At 74.0% G+C, this 16,318-nt stretch carries 11 protein-coding genes; 3 read left to right on the top strand and 8 right to left on the bottom strand.

From position 1 onward, the window contains the following. Positions 1-24: 24 nt before the first annotated feature. Positions 25-1,539, bottom strand: a complete 1,515-nt coding sequence (locus B086_RS0133210; RefSeq protein WP_018570755.1) for an MFS transporter — start codon at positions 1,537-1,539, stop codon at positions 25-27. Positions 1,540-1,687: 148 nt separating this feature from the next. Here B086_RS0133210 and B086_RS0133215 point away from each other — a divergent pair, with 148 nt between their 5' ends. The 3 genes from B086_RS0133215 to era all read left to right on the top strand — a co-directional run bounded on the left by B086_RS0133215 (position 1,688) and on the right by era (position 4,082). After that, the gene (locus B086_RS0133215) at positions 1,688-2,509 is read left to right on the top strand and encodes a helix-turn-helix transcriptional regulator (RefSeq protein ID WP_234021164.1); all 822 of its coding nucleotides are present in this window, start codon (positions 1,688-1,690) and stop codon (positions 2,507-2,509) included. 126 nt (positions 2,510-2,635) lie between these two features. Next, the gene (locus B086_RS0133220; protein ID WP_026253025.1) at positions 2,636-3,007 is read left to right on the top strand and encodes a hypothetical protein; all 372 of its coding nucleotides are present in this window, start codon (positions 2,636-2,638) and stop codon (positions 3,005-3,007) included. 121 nt (positions 3,008-3,128) lie between these two features. Further along, entirely contained in the window at positions 3,129-4,082 is a 954-nt protein-coding gene (era, locus tag B086_RS0133225; protein ID WP_018570758.1) for a GTPase Era, read from the top strand. Between the two features lie 467 nt (positions 4,083-4,549). On the opposite strand, the gene B086_RS0133230 is transcribed toward era, so the two are convergent. From B086_RS0133230 to B086_RS0133260, 7 genes are all read right to left on the bottom strand, one after another. Beyond that, positions 4,550-6,652: a glycoside hydrolase family 31 protein gene (locus tag B086_RS0133230; RefSeq protein WP_026253026.1), complete on the bottom strand. Its 2,103-nt coding sequence runs from the start codon at positions 6,650-6,652 to the stop codon at positions 4,550-4,552. 177 nt (positions 6,653-6,829) lie between these two features. After that, positions 6,830-8,146 carry a PfkB family carbohydrate kinase gene (locus tag B086_RS0133235; protein WP_018570760.1) on the bottom strand — a complete coding sequence of 439 codons (1,317 nt, stop codon included), beginning with the start codon at positions 8,144-8,146 and terminating at the stop codon, positions 6,830-6,832. Positions 8,147-8,317: 171 nt separating this feature from the next. Next, entirely contained in the window at positions 8,318-9,622 is a 1,305-nt protein-coding gene (locus B086_RS0133240) for a glucarate dehydratase family protein (protein ID WP_018570761.1), read from the bottom strand. Between the two features lie 1,050 nt (positions 9,623-10,672). After that, complete coding sequence (locus tag B086_RS0133245; RefSeq protein ID WP_018570762.1) at positions 10,673-11,674, bottom strand: adenosine deaminase; 1,002 nt, start codon at positions 11,672-11,674, stop codon at positions 10,673-10,675. A gap of 20 nt (positions 11,675-11,694) precedes the next feature. Continuing rightward, a complete protein-coding gene (locus tag B086_RS0133250; RefSeq protein ID WP_018570763.1) occupies positions 11,695-12,600 on the bottom strand; it encodes a ribonuclease Z in 906 nt (301 codons plus the stop codon). 12 nt (positions 12,601-12,612) lie between these two features. After that, positions 12,613-12,966 (bottom strand): histidine triad nucleotide-binding protein, encoded by a 354-nt coding sequence (locus B086_RS0133255; RefSeq protein ID WP_018570764.1) that lies wholly within the window; start codon positions 12,964-12,966, stop codon positions 12,613-12,615. 120 nt (positions 12,967-13,086) lie between these two features. Then, positions 13,087-16,314: a S41 family peptidase gene (locus B086_RS0133260; RefSeq protein ID WP_051115964.1), complete on the bottom strand. Its 3,228-nt coding sequence runs from the start codon at positions 16,312-16,314 to the stop codon at positions 13,087-13,089. Positions 16,315-16,318: the final 4 nt, after the last annotated feature.

A 16,318-nucleotide genomic window follows, 5' to 3' on the forward strand; every position in this document is an offset into this window, starting at 1 on the left:
GCCCCTGAGGCCCCTGAGACCCCCTCAGGAACGGGCTCCCCGGCCGGCGCGCAGGCCGAGTCCCACCAGCACCGCCGCCGCCAGCACGATCAGCGCGTCCAGGGCGAGCACGGTGTGCACCCCGGCCAGCAGGTCGTCGGAGGTGGTGGCGAGGACGCCCAGCAGCGGGATGCCGACGGTGATGCCCACCTGCTGGGTGGAGGTGACCAGCCCGGTGGCCAGGCCCTGCTCCTCGTCGGGCACGCCCGAGGTGACGGTCAGACCGTAGGAGACGATCGCGCCCAGGTGGAACATGCTGGCCAGGGCGACGGCGGCGGTGGCCAGCCACACCGACCAGGAGCCGGTGCCCAGCCCGAGCAGCGCGGCGATCAGCGCGCCCTGCCCGGCCAGCGAACCGGCCAGCGTGCGGCGGGCGCCGAAGCGGCCGATGACCTTCGCCGCGTACGAGCCGGCGACGGCCGACAGCACGCCCTGCACCCCGAAGACGAGGCCGGTCTCGAAGGCCGACAGGCGCAGGGTCTCCTGGAGGTAGAGGGTCAGGACGAAGACGACCGTCGACATCATCGAGAAGGTGACCAGACCGCCCAGGTTGCCGAAGGCCACCGTGCGGCGGCGCAGCATGGGCAGCGAGACCAGCGGGGCGGCGGAGCGGGACTCCACGACCGCGAACACGGCCAGCAGGGCGAGTCCGGCGAGCAGCGCGGCGATCACGTCGGCGCGGCCGAAGCCGTGGTCGGCGGCGGTGGACAGGGCGTAGATCAGCGAGAGCAGACCGGTGGTGACGGTGACCGCGCCGGGCACGTCGAGGCGGGGGCGGTGGGGAGTGGGGGCGCCTCCCATGCCCTTGAGGCCATGGGGGAGGGACTTGGGGAGCAGGCCGGGGGCCAGGGGCAGCACGATCAGCGCGAAGACGGTGAGCAGTGCCATCGTGGAGCGCCAGCCGAGGGCGTCGGTGAGGACGCCGCCGGCGACCATGCCGACGGTGAAGCCCAGCGACAGCAGGGTGCCGGAGATGCCGAGGGCGCGGTCGCGGGCCGGGCCCTCCGGGAAGGTGGTGGTCAGCAGGGACATGCCGGTGGGCACGATGGCCGCGGCGCCCAGGCCCTGGAGCACCCGCCCGGTCAGGAAGGACGCCGGGTCCCAGGCGAGGGTGGCCAGCAGGGAGGCCGCGCCGAACAGGGCGAGCCCGGCGAGGAACAGCCTGCGGCGGCCGAACAGGTCGCCGACCCGGCCGAACAGCAGCAGGAAGCCGCCGGAGGGCAGGGCGAACGCGGTGACGGCCCACTGGAGCGCGGAGCGGCTCATGCCGAGGTCGGTGCCGAGTTCCGGCAGGGCCACGTTCAGGACGGAGAAGTCCAGGGCGACCATGAACTGGGCCGCGCACAGGACGAACAGGACGAGCTTGTCGCGCGTCGACAGCCGGAAGGTCTCCGGCGTCGAGGGGGCGGGCCGGGGGTCGGGGACGGTTGTCGGGGCGGCTGAAGCGGCCGGGGTGGATGGAGTGGCCGGGGTGGCCGTCGGGGTGGTGTCGATCGCCATGGCAAAGAGCTTCTTGCGGCCGGAACAGATGTGGGGAGTCGGAACTTATGGTGGTGGTGGCACCACCAGACAGCGCGAGGGGGATCCGTACGTGCCGGATACGGACGTGTCGAAGAGTCAGCGGCGGCATGAGCTGCGCGAGTTCCTGATGAGCAGGCGGGCCCGGGTGTCCCCGGCCGAGGCGGGGCTGCCGGACGGCGGGGCGCGTCGGCGTACGCCCGGACTGCGGCGGGAGGAGGTCGCCGTGCTCGCCGGGGTGGGCGCCTCCTGGTACCAGTGGCTGGAGCAGGGGCGGGACATCTCCGTCTCCGCGCAGGTCCTGGACGCGGTGGCGCGGGTGCTGCGGCTCGGTGGCACCGAGCGGCGCCATCTGTACGTGCTCGCCGGGCTGAACCCGCCCGCGCCCGAGGTGGCGCCGGACAAGCGGGACATGTGCGAGGGGCTGCGGCGGCTGATCGACACGTGGATGCCGTATCCGGCGCACATCATGGACCTCTACTACAACTGCGTGCTGTACAACGACGCCGCCGCGGTGGTGCTGGGCATGCGTCCGGACATCACGCAGAACTGCCTCGTCGACTTCTTCACCGACCCGCTGTACCGCGCCCGCTCGCACAGCTGGGAGCGCAACGCCCGTACCGTCGTCGCGCAGTTCCGGGCCGCGTGCGCCGCCCGGCCGGGCGACGAGGGGTACCAGGCGGTGCTGGAGCGGGTCTCGCGGGCCAGCGCGGAGTTCACGGCGCTGTGGGAGGAGTGGGACGTCGAGGAGCCGGGGCAGGTGCGCAAGGAGCTGGAGCATCCGCTGGTGGGGCTGCTGTGCGTGGAGTCCACGGCGATGAAGGTGCCGGCTCGGCCGGATCTCACGGTGGTGCTGCACACGCCGCTGGACGAGGCGAACACCGCGGCGAAGCTGGAGTGGCTGGCCTCGCCGGAGGGACGGCGCGGGGCGATGTATCCGGTGGCGGGGTGAGGTTCCGCCGCGGGGCGGGGCCGGGTGCGGCGCGGGGCGGCGCGGGGGCCGGGTGTGGTGCGGGGGCCGGGGTGCGCGGGAGGGCTGTCGGTGGGACTGTCGGCGGGGCTCCGTATGCTCGGGGCCATGACCGAGAGCACCGACAGCAGCGCGCTGGACGCCGAGGACCGCAAGATCGTCACCCTGGCCCGTTCGGTACGGGCCCGCAACGGCGTGCCGGAGGGCGCGGCGGTACGGGACGAGACGGGCCGTACCTACGCCGCCGGGTCGGTGCGGCTGGCCTCGCTGGAGCTGAGCGCGCTGCGCACCGCGGTGGCGATGGCGGTGGCGTCCGGGGCGACCTCGCTGGAGGCGGCGGCCGTGGTCAGCTCGGCTCAGGGGCTGCCGCCGGAGGACCTGGCGGCCGTGGCGGACCTGGGCGGGGCGGGTACGCCGGTGCTGCTGGCCGGGCCGGACGGCGCCGTGCGGGTGACGCTGGCGGCGCGGACGGCGGAGTAGCGGCGCGGGCGGCCGGGCGGCCGGGCGCGTCCGGGGTGGTGGGGCGGCTGCCGGGGGCGGTGGGGTGCCGGTCGCGGCGCCCTGTTCGGCGGGGGGTCGTGGATCAGGGACAATGGGCGCCATGAGCGTTCGTACCCAGTCATCCGAGCAGTCCGCCGAGGCTGCCCACCGGGCCGGCTTCGCCTGTTTCGTGGGCCGCCCCAACGCGGGCAAGTCCACCCTCACGAACGCTCTGGTCGGGCAGAAGGTGGCGATCACCTCCAACCGGCCGCAGACCACCCGGCACACCGTGCGCGGCATCGTGCACCGGCCGGACGCGCAGCTGATCCTCGTGGACACGCCGGGGCTGCACAAGCCGCGGACGCTGCTGGGCGAGCGGCTGAACGACGTGGTGCGCACCACGTGGGCCGAGGTGGACGTGATCGGCTTCTGTCTGCCCGCCGACCAGAAGATCGGGCCCGGTGACCGGTTCATCGCCAAGGAGCTGGCGGGGATCAGGAAGACGCCGAAGGTCGCGATCGTCACGAAGACCGACCTCGTGGACGGCAAGGCGCTCGCCGAGCAGCTCATCGCGGTCGACCAGCTGGGCAAGGAGCTGGGGATCGAGTGGGCGGAGATCGTGCCGGTGTCGGCGACGGCCGGCCGGCAGGTGGACCTGCTCGCCGATCTGCTGATCCCGCTGCTGCCGGAGGGGCCCGCGCTGTATCCCGAGGGGGATCTGACCGACGAGCCCGAGCAGGTGATGGTGGCCGAGCTGATCCGGGAGGCGGCGCTGGAGGGGGTGCGGGACGAGTTGCCGCACTCCATCGCCGTGGTCGTCGAGGAGATGCTGCCACGGGAGGACCGGCCGGAGGACAAGCCGCTGCTGGACATCCACGCGAACGTCTTCATCGAGCGGCCCAGCCAGAAGGGGATCATCATCGGGCCGAAGGGGAAGCGGTTGAAGGAGGTCGGGATCAAGTCGCGCAAGCAGATCGAGGCGTTGCTCGGTACACCGGTGTTCCTCGACCTCCATGTGAAGGTCGCGAAGGACTGGCAGCGGGATCCCAAGCAGTTGCGTCGGCTCGGTTTCTGAGGGTCCCCCGGCCCACCCGCCCACCCGACTCGGTGGGCGGCGAGGCCCCGCCACGGGGCTCCGCCCCGAACCCCGACGGGGGCTCCGCCCCCTGCACCCCGGACTTGCCCACCCGCCCACCCGACTCGGTGGGTCGTGAGGCCCTGCCCCGGGGCTCCGCCCCGGACCCCTGCGGGGCTCCGCCCCTCCCTGCGCACCTGGGCTCGCCCACCCGGCCGCTCGACCCGGTGGGCCGGGAAGTCTTCCACGGGGCTCGGCCCCTCCGCTCCGGCGCTCGGTCGGCCTCGGCCGGCCGGACAGTCGCGTCGCGCGGCTCGCCCCCGGCCTCTCTCCCCTGACGCTCGCCCAGGGCTCCTGCACAGCCGCGCCTCTCTCCTCCCTCCCTCCCCGGTTCCCGGTTCCCGGTTTCCCCCACGGCCGACGGGCCGAGCACACGGCGCTCGGCCCGTCGGTCGTGGTGGTGCGGGTCAGCGGAGGGCGCGCAGGGCCTGCTGGGCTCCCTTCGCGTGGAGGTTGACGAAGACCGGGGCCGTGCCCAGGGGGGTGCTGTAGGAGGTGAGGGTGCGGTTGCCGGGGATCGTCCTGTGGTGGGCGACGTCGTACCAGGTGCCCGGGGGGAGGTGGACGGAGCGGGTGGGGGCGTCGGTGAGCTGGGGGGCGGCGAGGACGGCCGGGCCGAGCATCCACTCGTCGGTGACCGTGTAGGCGGCCTCGTCCTTCGGGAAGTCGAAGAAGAGGGGGCGCATGATCGGGTCGCCGGTGCGCAGGGTGGCCTGGACCTGGTCCCAGATGTACGGGGCCAGGCGGGCGTGGCGGGCGAGGGCGGCGCGGTAGAGGTCGGTGGTCTCCCGGTCGTAGACGACCTTCTGGCCGGTGGTGGGGTCGTTCGTCTCGACGGGGGACGTGGACGCGTACATCAGGGGCATCAGGGACGCCGACTGGGCCCAGCGGACCAGGACCTGCTTGGTGGGGGCCGGCTGGCCCAGCGAGCCGCCGATCATGTCGGTGGTGACGAAGGGGTAGCCGATGGTGGAGATGGCGAGGTTCTGGGAGACGGAGGCCCGCAGGGAGTCCCAGCCGGTGCCCTTGTCCTCCTGGCGGGTGACGAATCCGGCCCGGTGGGCGGTGGTGTCCCAGTGGACGCGGATGCCGACGCCCTGGAGGTCGTACTCGTCGGCGAGCTGCGCGCCGAGCCGCTGGTAGTCGGTGGGCTTGTAGCCCTCGTGCGGGGCGCACTTCTCGTCGATGAAGCGGGTGTCGAACTTCAGGCCGTCGACGCCGTAGGCGCTCATGAGGGACTTCAGGCGGCCCTCGTACCAGGCCTTGGCGTCCGGGTTGGCGAGGTCGACGATGCCGGCCGTGCCGTTCCACCAGGTGACCGTGCAGGGCTTGGTGGTGTCGGCGGCGGACTTCAGCAGGTAGCCGTGGTCGGCGGCGTAGCCGTACTGGTCGGAGTCGAGGTTGATCCAGAGGGTGACCCAGAGGCCGAAGTCGAAGCCGAGGCCGTGGATCTTCTTCGACATGGCGGCGGGGTCGGGGTACGCCTTCGGGTCGAAGGTCATGTTCCCGTAGTTGGACTCCCACTTGTCGTCGAGCTGGAGGGTGTGGCCGCCGATGCCGTTGTCGTGCAGGTCCTGGGCGTAGTCGAGCAGCTTGGCCTGGTCGACGTGGGTGTAGAACTGCGCCCAGGAGTTCCAGACGGGCTCGGCGTACTGCCGGTAGGTGGCGTCGCTCTTGGCGGGCTTGCCGACGATGCCGATGTAGTCGCGGTAGACGTCCAGGGGCGTCGACTCGACGAAGACGGTCGCCCTGTACGGTTCGGCGGACTCGATGTCGAAGCGGCCGAGGCCGTCCCCGCCCTGGTTGAGGGCGACGTCCATGACGTGCCCGGTGTCCACGCGCAGCCCGGTGGAGCGCGAGGTGTACCAGAACGGGTCGACCATGTAGTACGAGGCCGGGCCGAAGTTGGTGTGCACGACCTGTCCGCTGTCCAGCGGCCAGGGCTGGTCGGTGCCGGGTCCGCCCGAGGGGGTCTGGGCCTCGCCGTGGCCGTACCAGTGGCCGGCGGAGGAGAGGGCGTAGGCGAGGCCGAGGCGGTCGGGGACGGCCTGGCCGCCGGTGACGTGCCAGTCGAGCTGGTAGCGGTCGGCGGCGGGTGTGATGCGGGCCTGGACGCTGGTGCCGGGCGCGGTGGTGGCCGCGGTGAGCGTGAGGGTGCCGTGGCGCCAGGTCCAGTCGGTGACGCGGGTGGCGTGCTGCCAGGTCCCGTCGGCGCGGAAGCGCAGGGCGCCCGTGCCGGCCGGGGCGGTGGCCAGGACGGTGGCGCCGGAGCGGCTGGTGGTGAGGGCGAGTTGAGCGGTCGAAACCGTCAGCCGGTAGCCGGGGGCGGTGCGGCCGCGCGGGACGGTGAGGGTCAGCTCGGCGGGGGACGAGGTGAGGCGGGGGGCGGGGGCGGCGGGGGTCGCCTGGGCGGCCTGGGCCTGGTCCTGCGCGGTGAGTCCCACGGGGAGGGCGAGGGCCAGGGCGAGGGCGGCGAGGAGCACTCGGGGGCTGCGTGATGGTCTGCGCACGACGCATGTCCTTCGACGGAGCGGTCAGGAGGGAGCCATGGGTCTGGAAGTGCGGGCCCGTGCAAAACCGTGCTGCGTGCAAAATCGTGCTTGATTCCGCCGATAATTGAGCAGCAAACGTCATCTGTCAATGGCGTACCCGGGCCCGGGAGTTGCGGCGCACGCGGGCGCGGCGGGTCACGCGGAGCGGCCGAAACCGATGGTGGGCACCGCCCGGCGGCGGGGCCAGGACTCCGCGCACGCCGCGGGCAGCAGCCGGTCCAGGAAGGCGTACCGGCGCAGCGCGGCCGGGTCCTGGCCCGGTACCGACTGGACCCGGCGCCACCAGGCGGCGATCTCGGACCAGCCCGGCGCCGACAGCGAGCCGCCGAACTCCTGCACCGACAGCGCGGCGGTGAGCCCGGCGAAGGCGAGCCGGTCGGCCAGCGGCCAGCCGGCCAGGCTGCCGGTGACGAAACCGGCCACGAAGACGTCGCCCGCGCCGGTCGGGTCGAGCGCCTCGACCGCGATGGCGGGCACCTCGGCGCTCTCCCCGGTGCGCCGGTCGACGGCGTAGGCGCCCTCCGCGCCGAGGGTGACCACCGCGACCGGCACGAACGCGGTGAGCGCGTGCGCCGCGGCGCGCGGGCAGTCGGTGCGGGTGTAGCGCATCGCCTCCTCGGCGTTGGGCAGGAACGCCTCGCAGTGCTCCAGGTCGGCGAGTCCGGCCAGGTCCCAGGCGCCGGTGTCGTCCCAGCCGACGTCCCCGAAGACCCGGGTCCCCTGCCGGGCGGCCTCGGCGATCCACGGCTCGCGCCTGCCGGGCGTCAGCGAGGCGACGGCGGCCCGCGCGGACGGCAGGCACGGGGGTGTGCCGTCCGGGAGACCGCGGGCGCCCTGGAGGCCCTGGAGGCCCTGGAAGTCCTGGAAGTCCTGGAGGAGGACCTTCTCCGGGGGCGGCTCGTGGCCATGGGAGACCATGGTGCGCTCGCCCTCGTACGCCATGGAGACGGTGACCGGCGAGTGCCAGCCGGGGACGGTGCGCGACGGGGTGAGGTCGATGCCCTCGCCCTGTTCCAGCGCGTCCCAGCAGTACTCCCCGTAGTGGTCGTCGCCGAAGGCCGCCGCGAGCGAGGTGCGCAGGCCGAGGCGGGCCAGGGCGGTCGCCATGTTGGCCACGCCGCCGGGGCTCGATCCCATGCCGCGCGCCCAGGACTCGGTGCCGCGCACCGGGGCGGAGTCGAGGCCGGTGAAGACGATGTCGAGGAAGACGGTCCCGGTGAGGTAGACGTCGCAGGGCGGGTCGTCCGTGGTGCGCAGCCCGGCCAGCGGGTCGAGCTGCGGGGCGCCGGGGGCGTGCGGGGCCCCGACGACGTACTCCCGGTCCTGCGGGTACTCGCGGGACTCGGGCGTCTCGCGGGACTCGGGCGTCTCGCGGCGCGGCGGGACCCGCCGGACGTCCGGGTGTTCCGGCTGCTCCGGTCCTTCTCCGGCGGGCGTGTTGGACGCGGTCACGGTGCGCTCCCCTGGCATGGTGCGGATCCAGCCAGTGTGCACCACCACGTGCACCCGGCGGGGGTGTCACGCCGGGTGGGGCGATACCTCGGTAAGTACGGGGACGTGTTCGGTGGGCACGGGGGTGCGGTGGCCCGCCGCCGGACCGGACGCGCTGGTCCGGCCGGCCCGTCACCAGCGCGGTACGGGCGGGGCGGTCCACCGGGGGTCGGCGGCGCGCAGGGCCGCCGTGTCGTCGCGGTCGCGCAGCGAACCGTCGTCGTCGAGCCAGCGCCGGTGCAGGAACGCCAGCCTGTCGCGGTCGAGTTCGACGCCGAGACCGGGGCCGTCCGGCACAGTGACGTGACCGTCGGTGAAGGCGAGGCGTTCGGTGAGGACGTCCTCCGACTGCCAGGGGTAGTGGGAGTCGCAGGCGTGGTGGAGGCCGGGGAGCGTCGCGGCGACGTGGGTCATGGCGGCGAGGCTGATGCCGAGGTGGGTGTTGGAGTGCATGGACACGCCGACGCCGAAGGTGCGGCAGAGCGCGGCGAGTTGGCGGGTGTTGCGCAGTCCGCCCCAGTAGTGGTGATCGCACAGGACGACCTGGACGGCGTCGCGGGTGAACGCCTCGGGTATCTCGGCGAACGTGGTCACGCACATGTTGGTGGCCAGCGGCACCCCGGTGCGGGCGGCGACCTCGGCCATGGCGGGGGTGCCGAGCGCGGGGTCCTCCAGGTACTCCAGGACACCGGCGAGCTGCCCGGCCACCTCCAGCGAGGTGGCGACGGACCAGGCGCCGTTGGGGTCGAGGCGCAGCGGGTGCCCGGGGAACGCCTCGGCCAGGGCCCGGATCGCGGCGACCTCCTCCTCGGGCGGGAACACTCCGCCCTTGAGCTTGAAGGAGGTGAAGCCGTACCGCTCCTTGAACCGCCGGGCCTGTGCGACGACTCCGGCCGGGTCGAGGGCGGCGCCCCAGTCGTCCGGTTCGGCGGGGACGCCCGCCGGGTGCCGGGCCCATTTGTAGAAGAGGTAGGCGCTGTACTCGACACGGTCGCGCAGCTTGCCGCCGAGCAGTTCGTGCACCGGCAGGCCGAGGGTCCTGCCGAGCGCGTCCAAGCAGGCGACCTCGAAGGCGGAGACGACGGAGAGGCGCAGCTTGTCGGCGGTCTGGGCGCCGCGCAGCCCGCCGACGTCCACGGCGACCTCGACCCGGGAGGCGTCCACGGCGACCTCGTCCGCGAGCGTGAACAGCACGTTCAGATCACTGACCCGGCGCCCTTCGAGCCGCGCGGCGAACGGCCTGGCCAGCTCCAGGTACTTGGTGTCACCGTAGGTCTCCCCGACCCCCGTCACACCCCCCGCCGTCTCCACCTCGACGATCAGCCGGGGCGTGTACGGCTGGTGCACACCCTGCGTGTTCAGCAGCGGCGGATCGGCGACCAGGATCGGGGTCAGCCGCACCCCGGTGATCGTGAGCCCGGCCCCGAGATCCGACACCCTGTCCCCCACCTTGCCTCCACCCGCCCGCCCACCTGAACACTGTCCATGTATGAGAATGGAGACTAGGTAGGCGAACAGGTCGCGTCAATGGACCCACGTCGGAAAAGACTCCTCGGGCCGGGGCAGGCCGGGCCGGGCCGGGACAGGGCGGACGGGGTACAGGGGGCGCAGCCCCCGCGCGAGATCTCCCGGCCCACCGAGCCGGGTGGGCGGGTCACAGGCGACGGAACCCTCGCAGGGGCTTGGGAGCGAAGCCCTGTGACGGGACGCTCCAGCCGCCCGAGGGCGAGCGAGCATCGGGGTGCAGGGGGCGGAGCCACGCGGAGCCCTCTCACCCCCCGAGTCGCGCGGGCGGATGGGCGAGCCCGGGGGCGCAGGCGGCGGAGCGAAGCCTCGTGGGGCCCGGTGGCAGGGCCTCCTGCCCTGCCGAGCCGGGCGGACGGGCGTGCAAGCCGGGGGTGCAGGGGGTGCGGCCACGCGGGGGTCCGGGGCAGAGCTCCGTTGGGGGACCTCCCGACTCACCGCGTCGGGCTGGCGGACGGACGAGTCCAGGGGCGCAGGAAGCAGAGCCCCAGCCGGGGTTCGGGGCGAAGCCCCGTGACGGAACCCTCCCGCGCACCGAGCCGGGTGGGCGGACGGACGAGCAAGCCCTGGGGCGCAGGGGGCGAAGCCCCCACCGAGGCCCGGGGCAGAGCCCCGCCGGGGCCCGGGGCGGAGCCCCGTGACAGGACCCACCCACCCACCGAGCCAGGCGGGCGGACGGACGAGCAAGCCCAGGGGTGCAGGGGGCGGAGCCCCCGCCGGGGACCGGGGCAGAGCCCCGTGGCGGGTCCCTCTCACCCACCGAATCGGGTGGGCGGGTGGGCGAGAACTCAGGGGCGCAGGGGGCGGAGCCCCCGCCGGGGGCCGGGGCGGAGCCCCGGGGCGGAACCCACTCACCCACCGAGCCGGGTGGGTGGGTGGGCGACGGGGGCGGAGCCCCGGGGCGGGACCCTCCCATCCACCGAGCCGGGTGGGTGGGTGGGCCGAGCCAGGGACGCGGACGCGTCAGGCGGTCCGGGGGAACTCGTACGCCTCCACCTCCGCCAGATACCGCCCCCTGCGCTCCTCGTCGTCCTCCAGGAAGGAGGCGAGGAAGGAGTTGCGGGCCAGCTCGCGCAGCCGTTCCTCGGACAGACCGAGGACGCGGTGGACGGCGTCGAAGGTGTCGCCCGCGTACCCGCCGAAGTAGGCCGGGTCGTCGGAGTTGACCGTGCACAGCAGCCCCGCCTCCAGCATGGCGGGCAGCGGATGGCCGGCGAGGGTGTCGACGGCGCGCAGCCGGACGTTGGACAGCGGGCACAGGGTCAGCGGGACCCGCTCGCGGACCAGCCGCCCGACCAGCGCGGGATCCTCCATGCAGCGCAGCCCGTGGTCGACGCGCTCGACGCCGAGCACGTCCAGCGCCTCGGTGATGTACTGCGGCGGCCCCTCCTCCCCCGCGTGCGCCACCCGCCGCAGACCGAGCGCGGCGGCCCGCTCGAACACCTCGCGGAACTTGGCCGGCGGGTGCCCGACCTCGGCCGAGTCGAGCCCGATGCCGGTGATCCGGTCCAGGTACGGCCGGGCGGCCTCCAGGGTCTCCAGCGCGGACGCGGCGGACTCGTCGCGCAGGAAGCACAGGATCAGCCGGGTCGAGACGCCGTGCCGCTCCTCGCTGCGGCCCAGCGCCCGCCACAGCCCCTCGACGACCGTGCCCATGCCGATGCCGCGCGCCGCGTGCGCCTGCGGGTCGAAGAAGATCTCCGCGTGCCGTACGCCCTGCGCGGCGGCCCGCCCGAGATAGGCGTCGGCGAGGTCGGCGAAGTCCTGCTCGGTGCGCAGGACGGCCATCAGCTCGTAGTACAGGTTCAGGAAGGACTGGAGGTCCTGGAAGCGGTACGCCTCGCGCAGGGCCTCGGTGTCCGCGTAGGGCAGCGTCACACCGTTGCGCGCGGCCAGCTCGAAGGCCAGCTCGGGTTCCAGGGTGCCTTCGATATGGAGGTGCAGTTCAGCTTTGGGCAGGGGCATCAAAGAATCGTACGGCGCCTTCACCGACGTTTCGGAACCGGCACCCGGAGCAGATCATGGGCCACGGTCAGCTCGCCCTCGAACCCGGCGGCCCGCGCCTGCCGTTCGAACTCGGCGGGCTCGGAGTAGCGCTGGCTGAAGTGGGTGAGGACCAGGTGCCGTACGCCCGCGTCCCGGGCCAGGCGGGCGGCCTGCCCGGCGGTGAGGTGACCGTGCTCGGTGGCAAGCGCCTCGTCCTCGTCGAGGAAGGTCGACTCGATCACCAGCAGGTCGCAGTCCTCGGCCAGTTCCCGCGCCCCCTCGCACAGCCGGGTGTCCATGACGAACGCGAACCGCTGCCCACGCCGCACCTCGCTCACCGCCTCCAGCGGCACCCCGCGAAGGGAGCCCTCGTGCTGGATCCGGCCCACGTCCGGGCCGGTGATGCCGTGCGCGGCGAGCCGGTCGGGCAGCATGCGGCGCCCGTCGGGTTCGACGAGCCGGTAGCCGTAGGACTCCACCGGGTGGGAGAGGCGGCGCGCTTCGAGGGTGTACGCCGCTGTCGTGGCGAGGACGCCGTCCGCGTCCACCGGGACCTCGGTGAGGGCGACCGTCTCGCGGTAGGCGGTGGCGTGCCGGAGCCGGTCGAAGAAGCGCTTGCCGGAGCGCGGGTAGTGCGCGGTGATCTCGTGCGGCACCCGGTCGAGGTTGATGCGCTGGATCACCCCGGCCAGGCCCAGGCTGTGGTCGCCGTGGAAGTGGGTGACGCAGATCCGGTTCAGGTCGTGGGCGGCGGCCCCGGCGCGCAGCATCTGCCGCTGGGTGCCCTCCCCCGGGTCGAACAGGATGCCCTCGCCGTCCCAGCGCAGCAGATAGCCGTTGTGGTTGCGGTGCCGGGTCGGGACCTGGCTGGCCGTGCCGAGGACGACGAGTTCACGTACGGACATGGGACCGGTCGCCTAGCCGGGCGGCCACTGGAGGCCACGGCCGCCGAGGACGTGCGCGTGGGCGTGCCACACGGTCTGCCCGGCGCCGGCGCCGGTGTTGAAGACGGTGCGGTAGCTCTCCAGCTTCTCCTCGTCGGCGACGGCCCGCGTCTCGCGCAGCACGTCGGCGGCGAGTTCCGGGGCGCCCGCGGCGAGCGCGGCGGCGTCCTGGTAGTGCGCCTTGGGGATCACCAGGATGTGGGTGGGCGCCTGGGGGTTGATGTCGCGGAAGGCGACGGTCGTGTCCGTCTCGCGGACGACGGTCGCGGGGACCTGACCCGCGACGATCTTGCAGAACAGGCAGTCGTCCTGCGCTTCCCCTGCCATACGCGTGCGCTCCTTCGGGCCGGTGAGCTGGTACGGGGCATCGTAGTCGGTCGGCCGCGGGGAACGCGGGCCGGTGCACGGGCCGGTGCACAGGCCGTCCGCGCTCCCCGCGGTGCGGGGTCAGTCCCCCTGTCCGGGCAGCGCGGGCGGCGTCTTGGCCGGGGTCGCCTCCAGCGCTTCGAGGGCCAGCCTGATCGCCTCGTCGAGCTGGGGGTCGCGGCCCGCCGCGTGGTCCTGCGGGCGCTGGAGGACCTCCACGTCCGGGTCCACGCCGTGGTTCTCCACGCCCCAGCCGTAACCCTCCAGCCAGAACGCGTACTTGGGCTGGGTGATCAGGGTGCCGTCGACCAGCCGGTAGCGGCTGTCGATGCCGATCACGCCGCCCCAGGTGCGGGTGCCGACGACCGGGCCGATGCCCAGCGCCTTGACGGCCGCGTTGACGATGTCGCCGTCCGAGCCGGAGAACTCGTTGGCGACGACGACGACCGGGCCGCGCGGGGCGTCGCGCGGATAGCTCTCCGCACGCATTCCGCGCGGCAGGTCCCAGCCGACGATCCGCCGGGCCAGCTTCTCCACCACCAGTTGGGAGGTGTGCCCGCCGCGGTTCTCGCGCACGTCCACCACCAGGCCCTCGCGGGCCACCTCGACGCGCAGGTCGCGGTGGATCTGCGCCCAGCCGGGCGCCTGCATGTCGGGCACGTGCAGATAGCCGAGCCGCCCGCCGGACCGCTCGTGGACGTAGGCCCGGCGGTCGGTCACCCAGGCGTGGTAGCGCAGTGGTTCCTCGTCGGCCAGGGGCACCACGACCGCGTGCCGTACGTCCCCGCCGCCGGCCGGTGAGATCGTCAGCTCGACGGGCTTCCCGGCGGTGCCGACCAGCAGCGGTCCGGGGCCGGCCACCGGGTCCACCGGGCGGCCGGCGACCGCGACGACGGCGTCCCCGGCGCGCACCGCGGCGCCGGGCGCGGCGAGCGGGCTGCGGGCGTGCGGGTCGGAGGTCTCCGAGGGCAGGATCCGGTCGACCCGCCAACTGCCGTCCTCGTGGCGGGAGATGTCCGCGCCGAGCAGCCCCTGCCGGGCGCCGTCGCCGAAGGAGCCGTAGGGGGTGACGTAGGCGTGCGAGGTGCCGAGTTCGCCGTGCACCTCCCACAGCAGGTCCACCAGGTCGTCGTGGGTGGCGACGCGGTCCAGGACGGGCCGGTAGCGGTCCAGGACGCCGTCCCAGTCGACGCCGCTCATGTCCGCGCGCCAGAAGTGGTCCCGCATGACGCGGCCGGTCTCCTCGTACATCTGCCGCCACTCGGCGGCCGGTTCGACGTACTGCCGCACCCGGCCGAGGTCGACGGTGATGTTGGAGTCACTGTCCTCGTCGCCGGAGGCGCGCCGGTCGCTGGGCACGACCCGGAGCTTGCCGTCCGACCACAGCAGGACGCGCTTGCCGTCGCCGCTGACCTCGAAGTGGTCGGCGTCGGCGGCCAGATGCTCCAGGCGCTGCTGGGCGAGGTCGTAGCGTTCCAGCTCGGTCTTGGGGTCGGGGTCGTCCGGGGTGGCGCGGGTGGCGCCGAGCACTCCGGTCACCGGGTGGCGCAGCCAGAGCACGCCGTCGCGGGCGGCCCGCAGATTGGAGTAGCGGGCGGCCTCGACCGGGAAGGGCACGATCCGGTCGGCGAGCCCTTCGAGGTCGATCCGGGTGGCCGGGGCGCCCTCGCTGTCCGGGGTCTCGTCCTTGTCGGCGGTCTCGAAGGGGCGGCCGTGGCGCTGCGGCCCGAACGGGGACGGGGTGGTCGCGGCCAGGGTGATCAGATGCGGGCGGGAACTCTCCACGAACGCCAGGTCGAAGACGTGTTCGTCGTAGACCGGGTCGAAGGAGCGGTGCGAGAGGAAGGCGAGGTGCTTGCCGTCCAGGGTGAACGCGGGCGCGTAGTCGTGGAAGCGCAGCGGAGTGGCCTCGGTGACCGACAGGTCGGTGGTGTTGGCCAGGCGGAGCTGGCTGAGCGGGCTCGGGCCGGGGTGCGACCAGGCGAGCCAGGCGGAGTCGGGCGAGAAGGCGAGGCCGGTGACGTCGCCGTTGTCGCTGCGGTCGACCTCGCGGACCTCGCCGCTCTCGCGTTCGACGAGCAGCAGCCGGCCGTCGTGGGCGGCGACGGCGGCGCGGCTGCCGTCGGGGGCCATGGCCAGTTCCAGGACCCGGCCGAGCTGTCCGGCGGCCAGCCGGCGCGCGGTGGCGCCGGGCGTGAGGCCGGTGGCGGGCGCGAACTCCAGGGCGTCCTCGCCCTCGGCGTCGGTGACCCACACGGCCCACTCCTCGCCGTCGGCGCGGAAGGTGCGCGGCAGCCGGTTGCGCACGCCGGGCTCGGCGGCCAGCGCGCGGGCCGGGCCCGAGCGGTGGGTGACCCAGTGGACGGCGCCGCGCACCGAGACGGCGCTGCCGCGCGCGGTGTGGTCGGGGGCGGCGGACCCGAACCAGCGGGCGGCGTTGACCGGGTAGGGCTGGAGGTCGGTGCGCGGGCCGCCGAGCCGGATGTCCAGGCGGCGTGGCGCGGCGTCCTCCAGGTCGTCCAGGAGCCACAGTTCACCGGCGCTCGCGTAGACGACGCGGGTGCCGTCGGTGGCGGCGTGCCGGGCGTAGAAGCCGTCGGCGGGCGTGTGGCGGCGCAGGTCGGAGCCGTCGGCGAGGGAGGAGTACAGCGCGCCGGTGCCCTCGTGGTCGGAGAGGAACGCGATCCTGTCGCCCACCCACAGCGGGTACTCGATGTTGCCGTCCAGGTCCGCGTGCAGCCGGACGAACTCGCCGGTGTCCTCGGGGTCGATCCACAGCTTCCCGGCCGTGCCGCCCCGGTACCGCTTCCACCAGGCCGCCTCGCGGCCCATGGGCGCGGACAGCAGCACGGTGTGCGGCCCGTACGCGACGTCGCCGACCGGGCCGTAGGGCAGGACGGCGGCCTCGGAGCCGTCCAGCGGGACGGCGCGGGCCCAGCTGCGGCGCAGGCTGGCCTGGCCCTGGGTGCTGATCGCGAGGACCTCGCCGCCGGGGGTCCAGCCGCGCACCTGGGTGCGCCAGCTGCCCCAGTGCGTCAGGCGGGTGGCGGGGCCGCCGGCGACGGGCGCGGCATGTACCTCGGGGGCGCCGTCGCGGGTGGAGGTCCAGGCGACGGTGGCGCCGTCGGGCGAGATGCGCGGGTGGTTCACCGGCACGTTGTCGGCGCTGACCCGCCAGGCCCGGCCGCCGTCCAGCGGCGCGAGCCACACGTCGTCCTCGGCGGTGAAGGCGACCAACTCCCCGTGCAGGTGCGGAAAGCGGAGATACGCGGACGGTACGGTCGATGCAGACGATGCTGACTGAGTCACCCGG

It is taken from the genome of Streptomyces sp. PsTaAH-124 (assembly GCF_000373685.1).
GTDB lineage: Bacteria > Actinomycetota > Actinomycetes > Streptomycetales > Streptomycetaceae > Streptomyces > Streptomyces andamanensis.